The sequence below is a fragment of the Aerococcus sanguinicola genome (assembly GCF_001543145.1).
Classification (GTDB): Bacteria; Bacillota; Bacilli; order Lactobacillales; family Aerococcaceae; genus Aerococcus; species Aerococcus sanguinicola.
On record NZ_CP014160.1, the window covers coordinates 131,920 to 153,335 of the forward strand.

Genomic DNA, 21,416 nt, shown 5'->3' on the forward strand with positions numbered 1-21,416 from the left:
GATTATTTTTAAAAACGCTTGGGAGCTAAGAGTGATTCGCCCGTTTCCTTATCGAATAAGACAATTTGGCTCAAGTCCAAGCCCACATAGATATCCGTATCATAGGGAATATGGATGGGTGGGTTGAAGCGGGCTGTACATTCTTGGTCGGCTTCGTGGAAGTCAAAGTAAACATAGGTGTCTGAACCAACTTGCTCCACATTGTTGGCGTGAACATGGATAACATTCGATCCTTCGCGACTCTCTGCATGATAGAGGTTTTCAGGACGGATCCCGATTAAAATATCCCGGCCATCTGCTTCAACCAGGAGACGTTCTTTTAAGTCGTCTGTTAACATGAAAGTTTCATTAGCACTCTGCATAGCTGGTCCTTGATCGGTTTGGACCAAACGAGCATTGATCATGTTCATCTGCGGACTCCCGATAAATTCAGCCACAAAACGATTGACTGGATTGCGGTAAAGATTGTCCGGCGTATCAAATTGTTCAATTCGCCCCTGATTGAGAACAGCAATCCGCGTCCCCATGGTCATAGCCTCCGTCTGGTCGTGGGTTACGTAAATAAAAGTAGTCCCTAACTCACGGTGGAGGCGAACAATTTCTGAACGCATGCTGACCCGCAATTTGGCATCTAAGTTAGAGAGGGGCTCATCGAGCAAGAAGACTTTTGGCTTTCTCACCATGGCCCGGCCCAGAGCAACCCGCTGCCTTTGCCCACCAGAGAGTGCAGCCGGCTTACGGTCGAGAAATGGCGTTAATTGCAGAACTTCAGCGACTTCTTCAACGCGTTTGTAGCGCTCCTCCTTGGAGACACCCTTCATCTTCATGGCAAAGGCCATATTATCCCGCACATTCATATGAGGATAGAGGGCATAAGATTGGAAAACCATGGCGATATCCCGGTCCTTGGCCGGCACATTATTGACCAGGTCATCTCCAATATAGAGCTCACCTTCCGAGATGTCTTCCAAGCCTGCGATCATACGCAGGGTGGTCGACTTCCCGCAACCGGAAGGGCCAACTAATACAATAAATTCCTTGTCGGCAATATCCATGTCAATATTATGGATCGCCTTATAACCATCTTCGTAAATTTTTCCGACTTTATTTAAAACTACTTTAGCCATTTTCTACCCCTTTACTGCACCTTGCGTTAAACCTTTTACCATATTCCGTTGGCCGAAGATAAAGATAGCCAAACTTGGTAGCATACAAATTACAACTCCTGCAACCATGAGCACCATGGACTGAGAATCAACACTGTTGAGCATGCCAATCCCAACTTGAACCGTCCGCGCCTGGTCATTATTGGTAACGAGGAGTGGCCACATGTACATATTCCAACCCGATAAGAAAGATTGTACGGCCATGGCGCCAATTGTTGGTTTCAATAGCGGCGTCATAATGGTGAACAGGAAGCGGATATCAGAGCAGCCATCGATCTTAGCTGCCTCGTAAATTTCATAAGGGAAGTTCTCCAAGGCTTGGCAGCACAAGAAAATATTGAAGGCTGAAACCATATAAGGAACGATGAGCACAATTAAGGTATCATTCCAGCCCCAAGAAGAGACCATCAAGAATTGGGAAATAATCACTGCCTCCCCTGGAATCATCATGGTCGATAGGATGAGTGCGTAGATAATCTTCTTGCCCTTAAATTCAATAAATTGGAAGGCGAAGCCAGCCAATAGTGAGGTAACGATCTGCGAAGCTGTGATAGCTAGGGAAACAATGAGGGAATTTTTGATATAAGTGGCAATTGGCGCCATGGAGAAAACATCGACAAAGTTAGTCAAAGTAATTTCTTGCGGAATGAGGATGCTTTCTGGATTATAGAGTTCACTAGCTGGTTTGATAGCCATTAAGAAGGCATAAATCAAAGGGAACATCACGAAGAGCCACATGATCACATTTAAGATTAAGAGCCACCAGCGATTCTTGGATTTACCCCGCGGCGGATTAGCTTGTTCTTTCTTTAGACTTTTGTCTTGACTGAGTACGGATTCCATTAATGGTCTAGCCCCTTTCTGACTCTAAACATGATAAAGGTGAGTAGCATAACGATGAGGAATAAGATAACCGATTCCGCTGAAGCAAAACCGTAGCGGTAGTTCATAAAGGCATTGCGGTAGATATCATAGACAATCACGTTGGTCGCTTCACCAGGGCCACCCTTGGTCAAGATATTGATTTGTCCGAAACCTTGGAAGGCATTAATAATATTGGTGACCAGAACGAAGAACATAGTCGGTTTCAGGGATGGGAGGGTAATATTGGTAAATTGTTGGAAAGAGTTAGCCCCATCAATCGAAGCCGATTCGTAGAGGCTATCATCAATACTAGCCAAGCCCGAACTAAAGTATAAGAAGTTCATCCCGCTATTCAACCAGCCGGTCAAAATACCAACTGCAATTAAAGCCAAAGTGGGATCGGTCAGCCAGTTAACCGACATGTTAAAGGCCTGGTTGATAATCCCAATTGACGGATTCAACATGACCTGGAAGATCATAGCCATCCCTGCCGAGGCAATAGCCATGGGCATGGCATAGGAAGTTGAGAAAAACTTCAAACCAGGGAAAGTTTTCTGGCAGAGCAAGGCGGTCGCGAAGCCGATAACCACTCCCGTCGCCACCACAATCAGTACAAATTTAAGGGTTACAATGATTGAGTTCCAAAAACTAGGGCTTTGAAACAATTCAATATAATTATCGAATAAAATAAATTCTGTGCTCCGTCCCATTCCGTCTGTTAAGAAACTACTCCGGACGATGGTTTGGATAAAGGGCCAGAACATAAAGAGCACTAAGATTAAAATGGCTGGAATCAGGTAGGTATAACCTTGCAGCTTCTTCCAGGTGCTCTTTTCTTTTTTAACCATAGGAATATTTGCTTCCAATCCGATCTCTCCTTCTAAAAGAATAAATAGCTGAGAGATAGCACCCAGCTATTTATGGCATCATCGAGCTTTCGACTTATTTGTTAACCTTGTTGTAGTTTTCAAGGGCAGAATTAGTTTGGTCAGCCATCCGTTTCACCGCATCAGCTGGTGCATCAGACCCATTGAGCAAGCTTTCTAATTCAGCTTCATAGATTTGACGAGCTTCTTGGTTGACCCCTGAAATAGCCCCTTGGTCGGATGGTTCAGAATCGTGTAATTGGTTAATAGCTGTTTCAAATTGTGGGAATTCCTCCAAGTTCTTCTTGAACTCTTCTTCTTCGTGGGAGTTTAAGTTAACTGGGAAATAACCCGTTGCCGCATTCCACTTAGCTTGGACTTTTGGTGATACAAGGTATTCGATGAATTTCCAAGTCGCATCTTTCTTGGCATCATCTCCGGAATCGATCATCCAGAGGGAAGCCCCACCGATTGATACCCCTTGGTCATCTTCAGCTGTTAGACCGGGATAATAAGCCGTTCCAACTTCGAAGCGGTCGTTCACTTCGGTTAAGATTTGACGGAGATTGGCAGTTGAGCCAACGGTCATTGCCGATTGACCTGAAACAAATTCAGGTTGTCCACCTTCGCGGCCTACATTCGGCATATAGCCCTTCTCTTCGCCTTCATTCCACATTTCGAGGACACGTTCCATCGAGCCATTATCATCGAAAACAACTTCCGTTGGTGCGGATTCCCGACCGTTGCCGTTGTTGAACATATCTTCGCCCATCTTATTGATCCATTGCTCAATATACCAACCATAGACTCCAACTGAGATAGGCATGGTGACGCTCTCTTGTTCAGTTAATTTATCTGCATTCTCAAAGATTTCTTCCATGTTAGAAGGTGCTTCGGACATACCAGCCTTTTCAAGGACATCCTTGTTGTAGTATAAGATCGGTGTGGATGAGTTAAAAGGCATGGAGTGGAGCTGGTCATCCAAGCTATAGTAAGCTAAGAGGTTAGGTTCTAATTGGCTTAAGTCAAAGTTGTTCTTATCAACATATTCTTGAACAGGAACCGTTAGTCCTGAATCAATCATAAAGGCAGTCCCCTGCTCAAAAACTTGAACCAGGTCTGCCCCTACCGCTTCACCAGAAGCAGAAGATCTTAACTTGGTCAAGGTTTCATCATAAGTCCCTTGGTACTGGGCATTGACGAAGACTTCATCTTGGGAATTGTTAAAGTCTGCCACTAACTCATCTAGAGCTTTCCCTGTTTCTCCGCCCATGCCATGCCAGAAAACAAGTTCAGTCTTACCTTCACTGTCAGCAGAATTGGCTTGGCCAGAATCTGCACTGCCAGCGTCGCCAGAATTACCGCAAGCTGCTAAAAGCAAGCTGAGCCCGGATAAAATCACGGTTGATTTCAATAATTGATTAAATTTCATTTTATTCTTTCCTCCAAAGATTTATTTAAGCTATCTGTATTGTAACCATCCATTATTAAATCAATGTAAATTCAGCGTAAATTTTACATGAATATGTAAAAAATGTGTAAATCCTCCCCGCTTTTTACTACAGACTTTCCACAGTCTCCGTTATACTAGGACTAGACAGTGAAAAAAGTCTAGAAACGGAGTGACCCTATCATGAAAGAAAGAATTGGCCTCGTCGACATCGGTTCCAATACCATCCGTCTGATTGTGGTGGATATTGACGACCATTTTGGCCTGCATGAAATTCAAAATATTAAGATCCCAGCCCGCCTATACCACCACTTAGATGAAGAAAGTATCATGGACCAAGCCGGGATTGACCTACTCTGCCAAATCCTCGATAACTTCGCCCACGAAAGCCAGATCCTGAAGGCAGACAAGCTCCTCCCCAAGGCCACCGCAGCCATCCGCCAGTCCAAAAATTACCAGGAAATTTTGGATACGGTCAAAGAGCGCACAGGCATCACGATCGATATCGTCTCCGGTGACAAGGAAGCTTACTACGGTTACAATGCGATCATCCACACCATGTCCGACCACGATGCGCTGACCATCGATATCGGCGGGGGGTCAACTGAAATTACCTATTTCAAAAACAAAGAAATTCAAGCTTCCCACTCCTTCCCTTTCGGTGCGGTCTCCCTAACGGAAAAATTCTTTGCTGACAAGGACCATGACGATAAGTCCGCCATCAAAAAAGCCCGCAAATTTGTACGCAAACAATTTACCGACTTCGACTTCATTAAAGAAGCCCAGCTACCCATTATTGCTGTGGGTGGGTCAGCCCGTAACGTCACCCGGGTCCACCAACTCCAGCACGACTACCCCTTGGCCGGTATCCATAATTATCAGATGTCTGAAGAAGACCTCGAAGATACCCTGGACCTCTTTCTCTCCTTGTCCGATAAAGAACTACGTAAATTGGACGGACTATCAACCGACCGGGCGGATATTATTACTCCAGCTTGCCTAGTCTTTAGCGAATTGATGGCCTGTGTCCAAGCCCCCTGCTTTAAATTCAGCCAATACGGTTTACGCGAGGGCATCCTCTATGAATATATTGAAGACCACTACCCTGCCCCCTACGATATCTTCCACATCCAGAGACAGACCATTGAGGGCTTAACCAACACCTACCACTTCTCCATGGCAGACCACGCCCAACGCGTGGATATCGTCCGCCAAGTCTATACCTGCCTCAGCCAGCAGGAATTCTTGGACTGGAATGAGCAAGAGAAACGCCTGCTCATCTATGGCGCCTACCTCTATTTCTGCGGCCGCTTTATCGAAAGAGGATCCGCCTCCCAACACACCTTTTACCTGCTATCCAACTCCAACATGAATGGTTTCGACCACAAAGAGCGGGTGGCTATTAGCCTCATTGCTTCCTATAAAAATAAGACACTCTTTAAACAATACAGCGAAGAATTCCAAGACCTCTTCACAGAAGACGAATTGGATCGGATCCAAGCAATGGGCGGTTTAATCAAGTTTTCAGAGTCTCTCAATGACTCACACTTCAATATTATAAGTTCAGTTGATATGATTATTCAAAATGATACATTAATTTTACGTATTTTTTACAATGGTACGTTAATATCAGAAGTGTACCGTGCGGAAGATCAGAAGAAACATATTGAGCGGATTATTGACCGAGATATCCAGCTCGATTTTATTCCGACGACTGCGCATAATCTATAAGTTTTAAACTTAGGAAGGGTTGTAAACTATGACTGAAGACAAAGCGAAAGATATTAAGAATCCGGACTACTATGACAACCGGGAAGTTTCCTGGCTATCCTTTAACTACCGGGTCCTCCAAGAAGCAGCGGACAAAAGAAATCCCCTGCTCGAACGTTTGGGCTTTTTAGCCATCGGCAGCTCCAATCTCGATGAATTTATGATGGTGCGGGTAGCTGGCTTACAAGACCAGTCCCACATGCAGGGCGATACCCGGGACTCGAAGAAGCACTGGACGCCCGACCAACAGCTTGACGCCATTGCCAAGGCCAACCGAGAAAATGTGGACTACCAATACAAACTCTTGGACCGCTTAACCCAAATTTGTGCTAAAAACAAGATCCACTTCAGTCCGGTTGATAGTCTAGGCGATAAGGAAATTGACCAAGTTAAGCAATACTTTAACGAACAAATTTTCCCTGGCTTAACCCCTCTAGGCATCGATGCTTATCGGCCATTTCCCAATTTAAATAACAAGGTCAGCAACTTGTTCGTCAACCTGCAGAGTGACCAAGGCGAAGAGATTGCCATTGTACCGATTCCCCAGCTCTTGGACCGCTACTACCATTTTGAAAAGCAGGGCCAGCACTACCTAGTTGACCTCCACGATATCGTCCAATATTTTATCGGGGAACTCTTCCCTGGCTACCAGGTGCTAAGCAGCTTCTACTTCAGAGTGACCCGGAATGCGGACCTGGAATTACATGAAGAAGGGGCCCAGGACCTCTTAGTCGTCATCGAAGACTATCTTAAGAAGCGTCGCAATGGGATCGCTGTACGGATTGAATTCGACCAACGCCAAGTGGATCCTGAGAGCTTCCATCAAAATGTGGCCTTCCTCATGGATGAGCTCCAACTCCAGGACCGCGATGCTTACTTCTTGAACGGTCCCCTCGACTTAACTGGTCTCAACGAAGCGGTCGACCTCTTAGAGGATGCTTTCCCAGAAATGACCTTCAAAGACTTCAGCCCCGTCTACCCACCTGAACTGGAACATGAAGGGCTCTTCGAATATATTGAGAAAAAAGACCTCTTCCTCCACCACCCCTATGATTCCTTCGACCCAATTGTCGAATTTATCTCCCAGGCAGCTGATGATCCGGCGACCATCGCTATTAAGATGACCCTCTACCGGGTATCCAGCGACTCGCCCATTGTCAAGGCCCTCAAACGAGCTGCAGAGAATGGCAAACAGGTCACCGTCCTAGTCGAACTTAAGGCCCGCTTCGATGAAGAAAATAACGTACAATGGGCCAAGGTCCTCGAAGAAGCTGGCTGCCATGTCATCTATGGGAAGTCCCACCTCAAGACCCACAGCAAGATTTCCCTCGTCGTTAAGCGCCAAGGCAAGCAACTTAAGCGCTTTGTCCACCTTGGAACAGGTAACTATAATGATAAAACGGCCCGGGGCTATACCGATATGGGCGTGCTCACCACCAATCCTGAAATCGGTGAAGATGCCACCAACTTCTTCAACTATCTGAGCGGCTATGCGGAACAACCCGACTACCACCACCTCCATGTTTCGCCTTTCGATATTCGCGATTCTTATATCGAAGATATCAATGACGAAATCGAAATGCATAAGAAATATGGGAATGGTAAGATCATCGCTAAGATGAATTCACTCACTAGCTTGGATATTATCCGTAAGCTCTATGAAGCCAGCCAGGCCGGTGTCCAGGTTGACCTCATCATTCGCGGCATCTGCTGCCTGATCCCAGGCATTCCCGGCCTTTCCGACAATATCCGGGTCATCTCTGTCGTTGGCCGCTTCCTCGAGCACAGCCGGATCTACTACTTCCATAATAACGGCCAGGAGAAACTCTTCTTGTCTTCAGCAGACATGATGACCCGCAATATGATTCGCCGGGTGGAGATTGAATTTCCGATCTTGGATCCTTCTATCCACAATGAAATCATGAACATCCTCAAGGTCTATTTTGCTGATAATACTAAGGCCCGCTACAAGCTCCCCGACTCTTCCTATGCCTATGTCCAAAACGATAAGGCAGAAGTCTCTGCCCAAGAAGAGTTCATGAAAAAGGCCCTGGCCAAGAAATCCAGCCAAGGCCCTAGCCAAGCCAAGAAAAGATGGTTCCAGCGCTTACCCTTCTCCTTTAGAAAATAGGGAAATAAGCAGTAAGTATTGATTTCCTGCTCTCTTTCATGTAATATTCGAGAGAAACAATAAATTAAAAAGCGAGGTAAAGCATCCATGTTAACTGTCAGCAATGTCAGTTTGCATTTCTCAGATCGCAAACTTTACGACAATGTGAATTTAAAATTTACCCCCGGTAACTGCTACGGCATTATTGGGGCCAACGGAGCAGGTAAATCAACTTTTCTTAAAATCCTATCCGGTGAAATCCAACCCTCAACTGGCCAAGTCAACTTAGACCCGAATGAACGCCTATCGGTCCTCAGCCAGAACCACTTTGGCTTCGAAAACTATACCGTGATCGATACGGTGATCATGGGGAACAAAGAACTCTACGAGGTCAAAAATGAAAAAGATGCCATCTATGCCAAGGCTGATTTCACCGAAGCAGACGGCATCCGTGCCGGCGAATTGGAAGCCCAATTTGCTGAAATGAATGGCTGGGAAGCCGAGTCTGAAGCGGCCCAATTACTCACTGGCCTCGGCATTGAAGAAGCCGTCCACAACCAATTAATGAGCGAATTGGACGAAAAAGATAAGGTCAAGGTCTTACTGGCCCAAGCCCTCTTCGGCAACCCCGATGTCTTGCTTTTGGACGAGCCGACTAATGGTTTGGATGCCGCATCTATTGAATGGCTGGCCGACTACCTGATCGACTATGAGAATACCGTGATCGTTGTTTCCCACGACCGCTACTTCCTCAACCGGGTCTGTACCCATATTTGCGATGTGGACTTTGGGCGGATCCAGCTCTATGTTGGTAACTATGACTTCTGGAAGCAATCTTCTGAATTAGCCGCTAAATTGCAGGCCGATGCCAATGCTAAAAAAGAAGAAAAAGTCAAAGAACTCAAGGAATTTATCGCCCGCTTCTCTGCCAACGCCTCCAAGTCTAAACAGGCGACTTCACGGAAGAAGATGCTGGATAAGATTGAACTCGACGATATCCGTCCTTCCAGCCGTAAGTATCCTTTTGTCGGCTTTGAACCTGAGCGCGAAATCGGTAACGACGTCCTCACTGTTGAAGGGCTGTCTAAAACGATCGACGGGGTCAAAGTTCTCGATAACATCACCTTCAACCTCAAAAATGATGATAAGGTCGCCTTCGTGAGCCGCAACGACGCTTCCGTTACCGCCCTCTTCAAGATTATCATGGGCGAGATGGAGCCTGATTCTGGTAGCTATAAATGGGGTGTTACTACCTCTCAAGCCTACCTCCCACGGGACAGTTCTAGCGAGTTCGATGGCCGCCAAGACACTATCTTAGAGTGGCTCTGGCAGTATGCTAAGACCCCTGAGGAGCAGGATAATACCTTCTTGCGCAGCTTCCTCGGCCGGATGCTCTTCTCAGGCGACGATGTCAATAAGCAAGTCAATGTCTTATCTGGCGGGGAAAAGGTTCGCTGCCTACTCTCTAAGCTGATGCTTTCTAAGGCTAATGTTCTGGTCATGGATGACCCAACCAACCACTTAGACTTGGAATCCATCACCAGCCTCAACGAAGGGCTCATCCGCTTCAAGGGCGTCCTGCTCTTCAGCTCCCACGACCGGGAATTTCTTTCTACTATTGCCAACCGTGTCATCCATGTCAGCGGCAATGGTATGGTAGACCGTATCGACACGGGTTACGAAGATTATCTCAATAATCCAGATACCCAAGAACGCGTCGACCAACTTTATAACTAACAAAAAAGCGTGAAATCATGAGCTCGTGATTTCACGCTTTTTCTAATACTTTTTCATCCAGAGTTGGTCGATATAATGGTTGTCCCGCTTATGGATTACCATATCAGCCCGGTTGCGAGTGGGTAGGATGTATTCATTTAAATTGACCAGGTTAATCTCTTGCCAGATTCGCTTGGCTTCTGCCATGGCCTGGTCTTCCTCCATCTGACTATACCGGTAATGGTGGTTATCAGGGTTCTCTGCTGCCTTATGCATGAGCATCTTGAAGCGCTCATAATACCAGCGTTCAATACAGGCCGTATCGGCATCCACATAGATTGATAGGTCTGCAAAATCGCCCACAAACACTTGCTCCTTGTCATCCAACTGGAGCACATTAATGCCTTCAACAATCAAGATATTGGGATTCTTCAAGACCTGCTTAGCCCCCTCGACAATATCATAATTCTCATGGGAATAAACAGGAAAGGCAATATTCCGTTTGTTATTCTTCACATCCGTCAGAAATTGCAGAAGTTTGGGCATATCATAGCTTTCAGGGAAGCCCTTGCGATTTAGAATCCCCCGTTTAACCAATTCCTCATTAGGATAAAGAAAACCATCAGTCGTGACTAAGTCCACATTTAAATCAGGGAAGGCCTGGGATAAAAAGAGCCGCAAGAGACGGGCGGTGGTTGACTTGCCGACCGCTACCGAGCCTGAAATCGCAATCATAAAGGGTGGAACCTCGGCTTCAATTCCTAGGAAGTGGTTGCGCCGCCGCTGCAAACGGCTATAATTGTCACGGTAAATAGCAATTAATTGGGTCAGGGGCTCATAGACTTCCAGGGCATCTGTTACCGACAATTCATCATTGAGGGAGATAATCTTTCTCAATTGTTTCTCCGTTAAATGAATTTCAATCGAGGGGTGAACTCGTTCCCGGTAGTCTCGCCATTGGACGCGGTCAATAATATGATAGGTTTCTGCTTCAATCAAAACAATTCTCCTTTAGTTTCCATCTCGTAAAAGCCAGCCCACATGGATCCGGGCACAGGAATTTTCTCCCATGAGAACCTGGTGCCAGCTTTGGGCTGGTGTCCCCTCTTCTTCAATTCGACTTGCCAGCTGATAGTCTTGACCCAGTCCTAGTTCATGGTCATAAGAGATATCGAAGGTCTGGACGCGGCGATCAGCTACGAAAGCACTTGGAAGTTGGTTAAGGACCCAGCTGAGGTAGACCGAATTATTCACGTGCTGGTTGGCATCAATTTCGCTATAGTGAACCCTTGCTTCTGACAAAGTATCAACTTGCTTTAATGTCTTTTTAAAACGATAGGGACGTTCAGCCTTTTCACCAGTATTTTCAGCTTGGAGCTGGTCAGGAATCCGGACAATCTTACGCTTAGATAAGTCCATCAAGCTAAACTGAGATTGTCCCGTGACCACAACCTGACCGCCTGAATCATAGAAGCGGTAGTAGCGGTAGACAAAGAAGCGGTTGACTTCAATAATCTCCGTCTCTAACCGGACCTTATCGCCCAAACGTGGTAGGGCTTGACAAGTAAAGTGATGGTTCAAAACAATCCAATTGTAGCCTGCTGGAGTCAGGTCAGAAGGCCAATCATATTCCTGGTTAGCCACTAATTGGAAAACTAGGTCCACCATCCCCTTCATCGTCAGGTCTCCATAGGCATCACAAAAAAGTTCAGTCAAAACAAATTCCTTGCTATAGGCTGCCATCCAAATTCCCACTTTCCAACGAAATCTTCATCTCATTTCACAATACTGTCATCATACCAAAAAATTTAAAGCCTGCCTAGACCTAGGCGCTAAGGAAAAGGCTAGTCCTTGCGCTCTTTTTTCTCTTTTTCCTGTTCGTTGCGGATTGCTTGGTAGTCGGGATCTTTCTTGCCCCGTCTAAGGCGTGCCCTAAATTCGGACTGCATCAGCTTGCGGATACTCTTGGCCGATAGCTTCTCATTGCGGACATCGTGCTCAGCGATAACGCGAAGAACAGAAATATAGGACATAGCTAGGGCAGTGGTCACAATAGAGGCAGTTGCTCCAGAGATTGCCCCACCAGCTAGGCTGCCCAAGCCTGGAATGAGCTTAAAGATATTGCCCACCAAGGTCCGGCCCAGGAAGGTCGCTCCTGTAGTGCCCCCCACTGCCCCAATCAGGCCCACTAAGGTCTGGTGTTCCAAGGAAACACCAAAAATAGCGGTAATATGGGCTAGCATGGAAATTTGTAGGGGGACGATTAAAGCCGCGTCTGCGAAAGGAATGGGGGTAAAGCCCACACCAAAAGTTGAAATAATATAGCGGCGCGCCCAACGTCGCGCCAGACGTGCTTTGCGGTCGAGATCTCCCTGTTGGGCATTGTTAAAAGCATCCTGAACATCATGGGGAATGACAGCCAGGGTTTGCTCAATCAAGTGGTCTAAGCCGTAAGCTTCCACCGTGTAGTCTGGGCTCACCGGATAATCCTTGGCCATGATCGGGACCACCGCTTGAACCTTTAAGTTCAGATTTTCCAAGTATTTTTTGAAGTCTTGGGCAGGTTGACCGATCGCCTGGGTTAAAACCAGAATAACCGGCATCTTCTCAGCTAGGCCCTGGATAAAGTCCTTCTCCATGGGCTCAATTCGCGACGAGGAGGCGTTAATGCAGTAATAGGCGCAGTGCATGGTCTCGCCCTCAGCCTCCAATTGGTCCAGGCATTCATTGATCTCCCGTGCCACTTGGTCTTGGATGGCTGCGTCCAATTCCAAACCTCTTGTATCATAGAGGACGAGGGGCAGGTTATCCTTGGTAATCTGGCGCAGGTGCTTAGTAATTGGCTCCCCAATCCCTGTTTCTACCAAGCGTTCGCGAAAGACCCGGTTAATGAGGGTTGATTTCCCCACGCCCGTCTTACCAACGACTAAGATATGGATGGGTTTCATTTTTTTGATTTCATCTTGGGTCTGCTGAGTTAATTCCTCAATTAAAGAGAGGTCAACAGCTGATGTTTTCTTCATAGTATCCTCCTTGGTCTCCATTAGAATGTTTATATAGATATGATATAATATGAACAAATCAATGATAGGATGTGTTAACGTGCCCAGTCAACAAAATGTCTTTAAGGATCCTGAAATTTTACAATCCAAGTCTTACCAGGTCACGAACGAGGTCTTCTGCGCCGTTAGTCACGGCATTGGACTCATTTTGGCCATTATCGCTTGCGTCAGCCTAGCGATCAAGGCTGTGCGTTTAGAGAGTCCCCTCCACCTCTTGGCCTATCTTAACTTTACACTGGCTATGTGTATGCTTTATTTTAACTCAACTCTCTACCATAGTCTAAAATTTACCCGCGTCGCCCCGCTTTTTCGTGTCTTCGACCATTGCTCCATCTATTTATTAATTGCAGGCTCCTATGCCCCCTACTGCCTCTTGGTCCTCCCGCCTGGAATCGGCTGGCCCATCTTTAGCCTGGAATGGCTGATTGCGGCCCTCGGTATCTGCCTCTCACTAAAGGCTAGCGAGCGCTTTAAGCGCTGGGAAACCTGGACCTATATCGCCATGGGCTGGTTGGTTATCTTTACCCTCAAGCCCCTCCTCGACAACTTCCCCCTCCCTGGCCTCATCTGGACCCTCATTGGCGGTATTGCCTACACCCTGGGCACCTACTTCTACGTTAAAGATGACCAAGTCGCCTACTACCATGTGGCCTGGCATCTCTTCGTTATGGTCGGCAGCGCCTGCTTCTTCATCGCCATCTTAGCTTATACTTAAGGGCTTTTTTCCAAAAAAGGGCCATTCTTTAGCATTCTTGGCTTAGAATATGTTAAAATATTAAAGTGGTAGAGAAGAGATTCTCCAAATTATAAATAAAGATACATAAATATCAATTGAAAGAAGGAAGACTATGATTTATAAAGTTTTTTACCAAGAAACAAAAACTGAAGTGCCAACGCGCGAACATACGCAGTCACTTTACATCGATGCTGAATCGGTCACTGAAGTCCGCCGTATCCTCGCTGAAAAAACCCCTTACCATGTTGAGCACATTCAATTATTAGATGACGCTCACTTAGCCTATGAGCAAAAGAGTGACCGTTTCGAATTGACGGAGTTTGCTGATTAATGAAATTAAAAATCAAAAACCATGAAACTGCTGTTTTCGCCATTGGGGGTTTAGGCGAAATCGGTAAAAATATGTACTGTATCCAATTCCAAGATGAAATCATCGTCCTCGATGCGGGCGTTATGTTCCCAGAAGATGACCTGCTCGGAATTGACTATGTAATTTCAGATTATTCCTATCTGATTGAAAATAAAGACAAGATCAAGGGCGTCTTCATCACCCATGGCCACGAAGACCATATTGGTGGGGTACCCTTCTTGCTCAAGCAAGTCAATGTGCCAATCTATGCCGGGGCCCTTTCACTGGCTCTGATCCGGGGTAAATTGGAAGAGCACCACTTGCTCCGTGACGCTGAGCTCCATGAAGTGGATGAAGATAGCGTCATCAAGTTCCGCAAGACCCAAGTCAGCTTTGCCCGAGTGACCCACTCTATTCCGGATGCCATGGCTATCTGTGTCAAGACACCTTCCGGTAATATTGTCTTCACAGGGGACTACAAGTTTGACTTTACCCCGACCGGCAAGAAGGCTGACCTGCACAAGCTAGCCCGCCTAGGTGACGAAGGGGTCCTTTGCTTACTCGGTGATTCCACCAACTCCGAAATTAGTGGCTTCACCAAGTCAGAACGGGTCGTAAGCGGCGCCTTGAAAGATATTATCGATAAAATCGAAGGCCGGATTATTTTTGCCAGCTTTGCTTCAAATATCTCCCGGCTTTCGGAAGCCATCGACATTGCCATTGCCAACAACCGTAAAGTAGCCGTCTTCGGCCGGTCCATGGAAAATGCCGTGCGCAATGCTCAAGAGATTGGCTACTTCGACCTACCAAAAGGTGTCTTAATCGACGGGAAGGACATTAACAAATATCCAAGTAATGAAGTCATGATCATGTGTACCGGATCCCAGGGTGAACCCATGGCAGCCTTGAGCCGGATTGCGAACGGCACCCACCGGCAAATCTCCATCCAAGATGGGGATACCGTTATCTTCTCCTCCTCCCCTATTCCAGGGAACACAACTAGTGTTAACCGCGTAATTAACAAATTGCTGGAAGCAGGAGCAGAAGTGGTCCACGGTAAGATTAACAATGTCCACACCTCCGGCCACGGCTCACAAGAAGAACAAAAGCTCATGCTGAGCCTCTTGAAGCCTAAGTACTTCATGCCGGTCCACGGGGAATACCGCATGCTCTCCATCCAAGCTGATACAGCAGTCAGCCTGGGTATCCCACGGGAGAATACCTTCATCATGGACAACGGTGATGTCCTCGCCCTGACTGAAAATTCAGCGCGCCGGGCGGGCCATATCCCTGCCAATGATGTCTATGTCGACGGCAAGGGCATCGGCGATATCGGCAATATTGTCCTCAGAGACCGCCATAAGTTGTCAGAAGATGGTCTAGTTCTAGTGGTTGTCAGCATCGACTTCGAGACCAACCAATTACTAGCTGGCCCAGCCATCGTCTCTCGCGGCTTCATCTACATGCGTGAATCCGAAGACCTGATCAGTGACGCCCAACGTGTCATCCAGACAGCCGTCATCGGTCACTTAAATTCAGGCAACAAAGTCAACGAAAAAATCCTACGTGACAGCATCCAAAACTCACTCCAACCCTTCCTATACAAACGGACCAAACGCAACCCGCTCATCATGTCCGTCGTCATGTCAGTTTAAAAAAGGGTGAGAGAGGATGCGGGAGAAAGGGACCTCTGGAGTAAAATCTCAGAGAAGGCTGAAGGCCTTCGACGGGATTTTGCGAAGAGGAGCCCTTTCTGCATCCTCGAACCCGACTAAAGGGTGTAAGACTTGGCGCTTAGACTCGGATGATTGGAGCAATTAAGGATAAGAGCGAAACATTCGCTCGTTTCTTAATTGTGAAATCACTCCGAGTCTGCCAAGTCGAACCCGACTACAGGGTGTGAGACTTGGCGCTTAATCTTATACATAAGGCATAAAAAAGGAGTAAGTCTTCAGCTGAAGGCTTACTCCTTTTCTTCTTTGACGAGACCATGTTTAAAGGCATAAATAGTGGCTTGAGTTCGGTCAGAAACTTCTAATTTAGACAAAATATTCGAGACATGGGTCTTGACCGTTTTTAATGTAATAAACAGGAGATCAGCAATTTCCTGGTTGGACTTGCCTTCAGCAATTAGGGCTAAGACTTCTAATTCGCGCCGGGTGAGGTCATCGTGCAAGTGGCGCTCCTTAGCCTTGTGCTTATCTTCTTGCATCTTCTCAGACACAGCCTGGGTCATGACTTCCTGTCCAGCCATCACTTGGCGAATGGCTTGAGCAATTTCCTGGGCAGAGGATGTCTTCAAGATGTAGCCCTTAGCCCCTGCTTCCATGGCGGGATACAATTTATCATCATCTAAGAAGCTCGTTACCATCAGGATCCGAGCTTCTGGCCAGTCAGCTAAGATAGCCTGGGTGGCCTCAATGCCATCCATTTCATCCATAACAACATCCATTAAGATAAGGTCTGGTCGCAGGTCTAGGGCCTTATCATAGGCTTCCTGTCCGTTAACCGCCTCTCCTATCACCTCAATGTCTTCCTGGATAGCCAAATACGAGGCTACCCCTAAGCGAACCATTTCATGGTCATCTACAATTAATACTTTAATCATCTAAGTCGTCCTCTTTCTATCCTGGTCTAGGGCAATTTGGATCCGTACTTGGGTCCCCTGCCCCTCCTGGCTAATAATCTGTAGCTCGCCTGCTAGCTGGTCTACCCGTTCGCGGATGTGTTGGAGGCCATAGCCCCCTCGCTGGTCTGCCCCTTGCTTAAAGCCTCGCCCATTGTCCCTAAAGACTAAATAGAGCCGGTCTCGCCGGGTAAAGAGTTGGCACTCAATCTCCGTCGCTTGGGCATGGCGCAAGCTATTGGATAAGAGCTCTTGGACAATGCGGAAGAGATTATTCTCAATTTCTTTATCCAAGTCCCCCACATCGAAGCGGGTGACAAAATGAATCGCCAATTTGCCTTCTAACTCATCAAAGAGATGCTGGATCCCCTGGGCCAGGGACCTTTTTTCTAAGGCAATGGGTCGCAGATGGAGTAGGAGGGCCCGCAATTCATTTTGGGCATTTTGAGCTAGATTAGCAAGCTTCTGACGAAGGTCAGCTTCTGGCCCTGTCTGTTGGTCAGAAACTTGGTCCAAGGTGGCCAGGAGCATGGTCATCGCGAAGAGTTCCTGGCTCACCGAATCGTGGAGTTCCCTGGCCACACGCTGGCGCTCAGCCTGGATAATGTCTGCCTCAGATTTGCCTGTACTGGCCTGGTCCAATTGCAGGTGCAAATTTTGCCTTTCCAAGCGTCCCGACTGAATTGTTGCCTTTAAGCAGTCTAGCCTAGCCAAGAGGTTAGGGCTCAAGTAGAGATTTTCCTTCAAATTCAAACGGTCTAGCTGGTGGATATTGCCTTGGCTGAGCTGGTCCAGGTAATGAAGCAAGAGATCCTCATCACGAAAGATTAAACTATACAAGCACAAGGCTAAAACAAAAGCTAAGAAGCTGGGCAATAAGAGAAAGGCCAGTCCGAGTGGAAGGTCCTGCCAGGTCCATTGGAAGGGAGCCAACCAGCCGAGCTCAAAGCAAAAATACAGGGTCAAGGCGAACAAGGCGTAGCTAAAGATTAAGCAGACCATAAAAATGGAAAATAAACGCCGCCATTTCATAGGAAAACCACCTCAACTTCCCCCCAGAACTGGGTCAAGTCAATAATCAATTCCCGGTCCTCATCCAAGTGGTCGCCTGTACGAAGCGACAAGCGCTGGTTGTTTAGGCAATAGGTCTGTCCCTGCCAGGTCAAGCGGGTTCGATAGGCCTGGATATTCAGTTGGCAGGCCTGGGCTTGGGGAACGACTAATTTTATCCGACCGTGGAGCTGGCTAACCGCCAACCACTGCTTGCCCTTAACTGGCAACTTCTCAGTCAGATCAATAAAACGGTAGGCGTGGAGAGAATAATCATGGAAGCTATTCCAGTCATAAGTCTTGACCGGTACCGTCTTGAAGCCAAGCCAGTCATCCAATTGAAAGAAAGTACCTCGGTCTTGGTCTAACCCTTTTTCACCCTGGACTAGTTGAAAGTCAGTAGTATTCCCTTTCTCTTTTTGCCAAAATTGGATAGCTAGGATCAGCCCAGCTAGAGATAGGATCAGCCAAAAATGGGGCAGCTGAAAGAGGCTCAGACAAAGGATTAATACTGCCAGAAAGAATAAAGGCAAGCGAATATAGGCTGGCCAGGTCTTTCCTGCCGGAGCCAGCATGAAGAGTCCAAGTAAGCTAATCGCTATGAAAAAGACTAAGAAGAGCCCCAACGCTTGTGAAAAATCATACAGAACGAGGCCCAAAATAAACAAGGCCAGTAACTGGCAAATAAACTTCAAAACCATCCCTCCTTTCCTTCTATTATAACAAATCCTCAGACTAATGAATAAAAAAGCTGGAACAAAAAGTCCCAGCTTCAATAAATTATTATAAAATATTTTGCTACGAAACAGGATTCCATCCTGTAGTCAGGCTCGCAGTTGCAGACTTGAAGTGACTTCAGGCAAGTCTGAGCGCCAAGTCTCACACCCTTTTTAGTCGGGTTCGGGTGCACAGAAGTGGCTCCTCTTCACAAAAGCCTATCGAAGGCTTTCAGCCTTCTTTAGTCTTTTGCTCCAGAGGTCCACTTCTGATCGTGCACCCTCACACCCTGTGTAGTCGGGTTCGTCTTGGCAGCTTTCGTATCACTTCACAAGTCCCCGCCGCAGTCTTCCAGACTGCTCTGGTGACTTGCTCCAGTGAACGAAAGCTAACCGCCAAGTCTCACACCCTTTTTTACTCAGCTTTTTCTACTGCGGTGATTTTGAGGGCGAGTTCGCCGCCTGGGGTTTCGAAGCTGACTTGGTCGCCGACTTTTTTGCCGATGAGGGCTTGGGCGATTGGAGATTCGTTGGAGATTTTGCCTGAGAGTGGGTCTGCTTCGGCCTTACCTACGATGGTATAGGCTTCTTCGTCGCCGTCTGGCAATTCCACGAAAGTTACCTTACGACCGATTGAAACTTCATCGCTGTCTAATTCATCTGGGTTAATGATTTCAGCATAGCGGATCATTTTTTCCAATTTGGCGATTTGCCCTTCCACGAAGGCTTGTTCATCTTTGGCTGCCTCATATTCAGAATTTTCTGAGAGGTCCCCATATGAGCGCGCGATCTTGATCCGGTTTACGACTTCTGGACGTCTATTTACTTTTAAATCTTCTAATTCAGCTTCAAGGCGCTGTTTGCCTTCGATTGTCATTGGATAGCTTTCTTCTACCATGAATCTTACTCCTTCATATATAAATTAAAAATCAATAGCAATAGGGTACCACTTTCATGGCCCTATTGCAATATAAGAATGGCTTATTTTAAGATATCTTTTATCTTAGTTTGTAATAAGTCAATGGCCACGTAGTTTGACCCACCTTCTGGAATAATCAAGTCGGCAAAACGTTTCGTGGGCTCGATAAATTCTTCGTGCATGGGTTTAACGACAGACATGTATTGGTCAATGACGGAATCTAGGGAACGCCCCCGTTCGGCCATATCACGCTTGATGCGACGGATGATTCGGATATCCGCATCAGTATCAACAAATACCTTGATCGTCATGAGATCTCTTAGTTCTGGATCATAGAGGGAAAGGATCCCTTCTAGGATAATAATCTTCTTAGGCTCAACATGGACCGTCTCCTGGCTCCGATTGTGTTCAGCGAAGTCATAGACTGGCATGTCGATAGCTTGACCCTGGCTTAATTGGCTAATATGTTCCTTCAAAAGTTCCATATCGAAGGCCAGGGGATGGTCATAATTGGTCTTCTGACGCTCTTCCATGGTCAGATGGGTCTGGTCCTTGTAATAGGCGTCTTGGGGGATGTAAACAATGGATACATCCTTAAATTCTTCCATAATCCGCTGAGTAATGGTTGTCTTCCCACTCCCGGTTCCCCCGGTCACGCCGATAACGATTTGTTCTGTCATATTGTCTCCTCTTAATTACTTGAACTTGTTGCTTGTGTTTGACTTTGGCCAGTGGATTGACTGGCCTTAGGTTGGGCTAGCTTGGCGTCCTCTTCGCTGACGTGTTCATCAACTAGCTTGAGATGGTCTTCATAGGTCTTGGAATAATAAACTTCCCCTGTTGACAGGTCGGCCACAAAATAATAGTAGTCATTTTCTTTAGGATTGAGGACTGCCTGGAGCGATTCCGCCCCTGGATTATTATAAGGGCCTGGCCCCAAGCCTGGATTCTTGTAGAGATTGTAAGGGGAATCCACCTGGGTATCCTTGATGGTCACGTAAGACTTGTGTTCACCCAAGGCGTAATTGACTGAGATGTCCGATTGGATAGGCATCTTGTCGGCTAAACGGTTATAGAAGACCCCTGCGATCATGGCCCGGTCCTCCGTAGTCGACGCTTCAGCCTCTACTAGAGAAGCTAGGGTGAAGATTTCGTTCACGGATAGGTCAGAAGCTTGGAAGGTGGTCTTGTTATTTTGGTAAAACTTATTCGTTTCATCCACCATCTGGGTTACAAAAGCTTCGAGGTCTTGGCCCTCCCGCAACTGGTAGGTTGCCGGGAAGAGATAGCCTTCTAATTTATAACGGACATCGTTATTTTGGCTCACATCGGCCAGAAGCTCCGGATAAGTGGCTAGGAGCTTTTGGAAATAATCTGGACTGGTCACAAGCGCCATGAAGTCTTGGGCTGAGAAAGGCGTATTCTGCTCGATAATGGTCGCCATCGACTCAATATCCGTCCCTTCTGGAATCGCAATTCCCGCTTCCATTTCCTTAGCCCCTTCAGCTAAGTTTTTAGCTGCTTGGGAGAAACTAGAATGGGTTTGCATTTTATAAGTTCCCGCTTGAAGATTTTCAATTGGGTTGAAACGCAGATAGAGGCGGAAAATATCATCATTAAAAATAACCTGCTTATCCTCTAATTCCTGGGCCACACTGGCTTGGCTCGCGCCCTGGGGCACTTCGATGACAATATCCTTAGAAGGCTTAAAGCCCCCAGTTGATGCCATCACCCCAATATAAGCCGCAAAAGCCAAGACGATAACAATCAAGGTAACGAATAAAGACGTGATTAAACGGTTGGTCACCGACTTCCGCTTAGGCCCTTGACCTTCTAAATGTTCCTGTTCGGCTGTTTGTCTAGGCTGCCTTCTTGTTCTTTTTCTCATGTGAACGCTCCTATTCTCTGTTCTCTAGTCGATTCGTGTCAGTGTGCCAATCACAAGGCAAATTATTGGGCAGAGTCTCGCCTGCCACATGATAAAAAAAGAGGCTGGCTTGACGCTGCCATCTCTCA

19 protein-coding genes are annotated in these 21,416 nt (G+C 46.8%); 6 read left to right on the forward strand and 13 right to left on the reverse strand.

Going from position 1 to position 21,416, the window contains the following annotated elements; genetic code table 11:
• Nucleotides 1-8: 8 nt before the first annotated feature.
• From AWM72_RS00645 to AWM72_RS00660, 4 genes are all read right to left on the reverse strand, one after another.
• On the reverse strand, nt 9-1,127 hold the full coding sequence (locus AWM72_RS00645) for an ABC transporter ATP-binding protein (RefSeq protein ID WP_067971691.1): 1,119 nt from the start codon (nt 1,125-1,127) through the stop codon (nt 9-11).
• A gap of 3 nt (nt 1,128-1,130) precedes the next feature.
• Entirely contained in the window at nt 1,131-2,009 is an 879-nt protein-coding gene (locus tag AWM72_RS00650; protein ID WP_067971693.1) for a carbohydrate ABC transporter permease, read from the reverse strand.
• Nucleotides 2,009-2,896 carry a carbohydrate ABC transporter permease gene (locus AWM72_RS00655; RefSeq protein WP_230080864.1) on the reverse strand — a complete coding sequence of 296 codons (888 nt, stop codon included), beginning with the start codon at nt 2,894-2,896 and terminating at the stop codon, nt 2,009-2,011. The genes AWM72_RS00650 and AWM72_RS00655 overlap by 1 nt, the downstream gene beginning before the upstream one ends.
• A gap of 76 nt (nt 2,897-2,972) precedes the next feature.
• On the reverse strand, nt 2,973-4,328 hold the full coding sequence (locus tag AWM72_RS00660; RefSeq protein ID WP_067971695.1) for an ABC transporter substrate-binding protein: 1,356 nt from the start codon (nt 4,326-4,328) through the stop codon (nt 2,973-2,975).
• Between the two features lie 201 nt (nt 4,329-4,529).
• Here AWM72_RS00660 and AWM72_RS00665 point away from each other — a divergent pair, with 201 nt between their 5' ends.
• From AWM72_RS00665 to AWM72_RS00675, 3 genes are all read left to right on the forward strand, one after another.
• The gene (locus tag AWM72_RS00665) at nt 4,530-6,077 is read left to right on the forward strand and encodes a Ppx/GppA family phosphatase (RefSeq protein WP_067971698.1); all 1,548 of its coding nucleotides are present in this window, start codon (nt 4,530-4,532) and stop codon (nt 6,075-6,077) included.
• A gap of 28 nt (nt 6,078-6,105) precedes the next feature.
• Nucleotides 6,106-8,247: an RNA degradosome polyphosphate kinase gene (locus tag AWM72_RS00670; protein WP_067971700.1), complete on the forward strand. Its 2,142-nt coding sequence runs from the start codon at nt 6,106-6,108 to the stop codon at nt 8,245-8,247.
• A gap of 87 nt (nt 8,248-8,334) precedes the next feature.
• Complete coding sequence (locus AWM72_RS00675; RefSeq protein WP_067971704.1) at nt 8,335-9,963, forward strand: ABC-F family ATP-binding cassette domain-containing protein; 1,629 nt, start codon at nt 8,335-8,337, stop codon at nt 9,961-9,963.
• A gap of 42 nt (nt 9,964-10,005) precedes the next feature.
• On the opposite strand, the gene coaA is transcribed toward AWM72_RS00675, so the two are convergent.
• The 3 genes from coaA to AWM72_RS00690 all read right to left on the reverse strand — a co-directional run bounded on the left by coaA (nt 10,006) and on the right by AWM72_RS00690 (nt 12,965).
• Entirely contained in the window at nt 10,006-10,941 is a 936-nt protein-coding gene (gene coaA / locus AWM72_RS00680; protein ID WP_067971707.1) for a type I pantothenate kinase, read from the reverse strand.
• A 12-nt stretch (nt 10,942-10,953) separates the two neighbouring features.
• Nucleotides 10,954-11,685: an acyl-[acyl-carrier-protein] thioesterase gene (locus AWM72_RS00685; RefSeq protein WP_067971710.1), complete on the reverse strand. Its 732-nt coding sequence runs from the start codon at nt 11,683-11,685 to the stop codon at nt 10,954-10,956.
• Between the two features lie 101 nt (nt 11,686-11,786).
• Nucleotides 11,787-12,965, reverse strand: a complete 1,179-nt coding sequence (locus tag AWM72_RS00690; RefSeq protein WP_067971712.1) for a GTPase — start codon at nt 12,963-12,965, stop codon at nt 11,787-11,789.
• Nucleotides 12,966-13,044: 79 nt separating this feature from the next.
• Between AWM72_RS00690 and trhA the strand changes: the two genes are divergently transcribed.
• From trhA to rnjA, 3 genes are all read left to right on the forward strand, one after another.
• Entirely contained in the window at nt 13,045-13,719 is a 675-nt protein-coding gene (gene trhA, locus AWM72_RS00695; RefSeq protein ID WP_101603465.1) for a PAQR family membrane homeostasis protein TrhA, read from the forward strand.
• A gap of 133 nt (nt 13,720-13,852) precedes the next feature.
• Nucleotides 13,853-14,071, forward strand: a complete 219-nt coding sequence (locus AWM72_RS00700; protein ID WP_067971718.1) for a DNA-dependent RNA polymerase subunit epsilon — start codon at nt 13,853-13,855, stop codon at nt 14,069-14,071.
• The gene (rnjA, locus tag AWM72_RS00705; protein WP_067971720.1) at nt 14,071-15,744 is read left to right on the forward strand and encodes a ribonuclease J1; all 1,674 of its coding nucleotides are present in this window, start codon (nt 14,071-14,073) and stop codon (nt 15,742-15,744) included. Before AWM72_RS00700 ends, rnjA begins: the two co-directional genes overlap by 1 nt.
• 308 nt (nt 15,745-16,052) lie before the next feature.
• On the opposite strand, the gene AWM72_RS00710 is transcribed toward rnjA, so the two are convergent.
• From AWM72_RS00710 to mltG, 6 genes are all read right to left on the reverse strand, one after another.
• Nucleotides 16,053-16,697, reverse strand: coding sequence for a response regulator transcription factor (locus AWM72_RS00710; protein ID WP_067971722.1), 645 nt, complete (start codon nt 16,695-16,697; stop codon nt 16,053-16,055).
• Nucleotides 16,698-17,747, reverse strand: a complete 1,050-nt coding sequence (locus tag AWM72_RS00715) for a sensor histidine kinase (RefSeq protein ID WP_067971724.1) — start codon at nt 17,745-17,747, stop codon at nt 16,698-16,700.
• The gene (locus AWM72_RS00720) at nt 17,744-18,460 is read right to left on the reverse strand and encodes a LiaF domain-containing protein (protein ID WP_067971727.1); all 717 of its coding nucleotides are present in this window, start codon (nt 18,458-18,460) and stop codon (nt 17,744-17,746) included. Before AWM72_RS00720 ends, AWM72_RS00715 begins: the two co-directional genes overlap by 4 nt.
• 436 nt (nt 18,461-18,896) lie before the next feature.
• Entirely contained in the window at nt 18,897-19,379 is a 483-nt protein-coding gene (greA, locus tag AWM72_RS00725; RefSeq protein ID WP_067971731.1) for a transcription elongation factor GreA, read from the reverse strand.
• An 83-nt stretch (nt 19,380-19,462) separates the two neighbouring features.
• Complete coding sequence (gene udk, locus AWM72_RS00730) at nt 19,463-20,080, reverse strand: uridine kinase (RefSeq protein ID WP_067971733.1); 618 nt, start codon at nt 20,078-20,080, stop codon at nt 19,463-19,465.
• Nucleotides 20,081-20,091: 11 nt separating this feature from the next.
• Nucleotides 20,092-21,288, reverse strand: a complete 1,197-nt coding sequence (mltG, locus tag AWM72_RS00735) for an endolytic transglycosylase MltG (protein ID WP_067971736.1) — start codon at nt 21,286-21,288, stop codon at nt 20,092-20,094.
• Between the last annotated feature and the right edge of the window lie 128 nt (nt 21,289-21,416).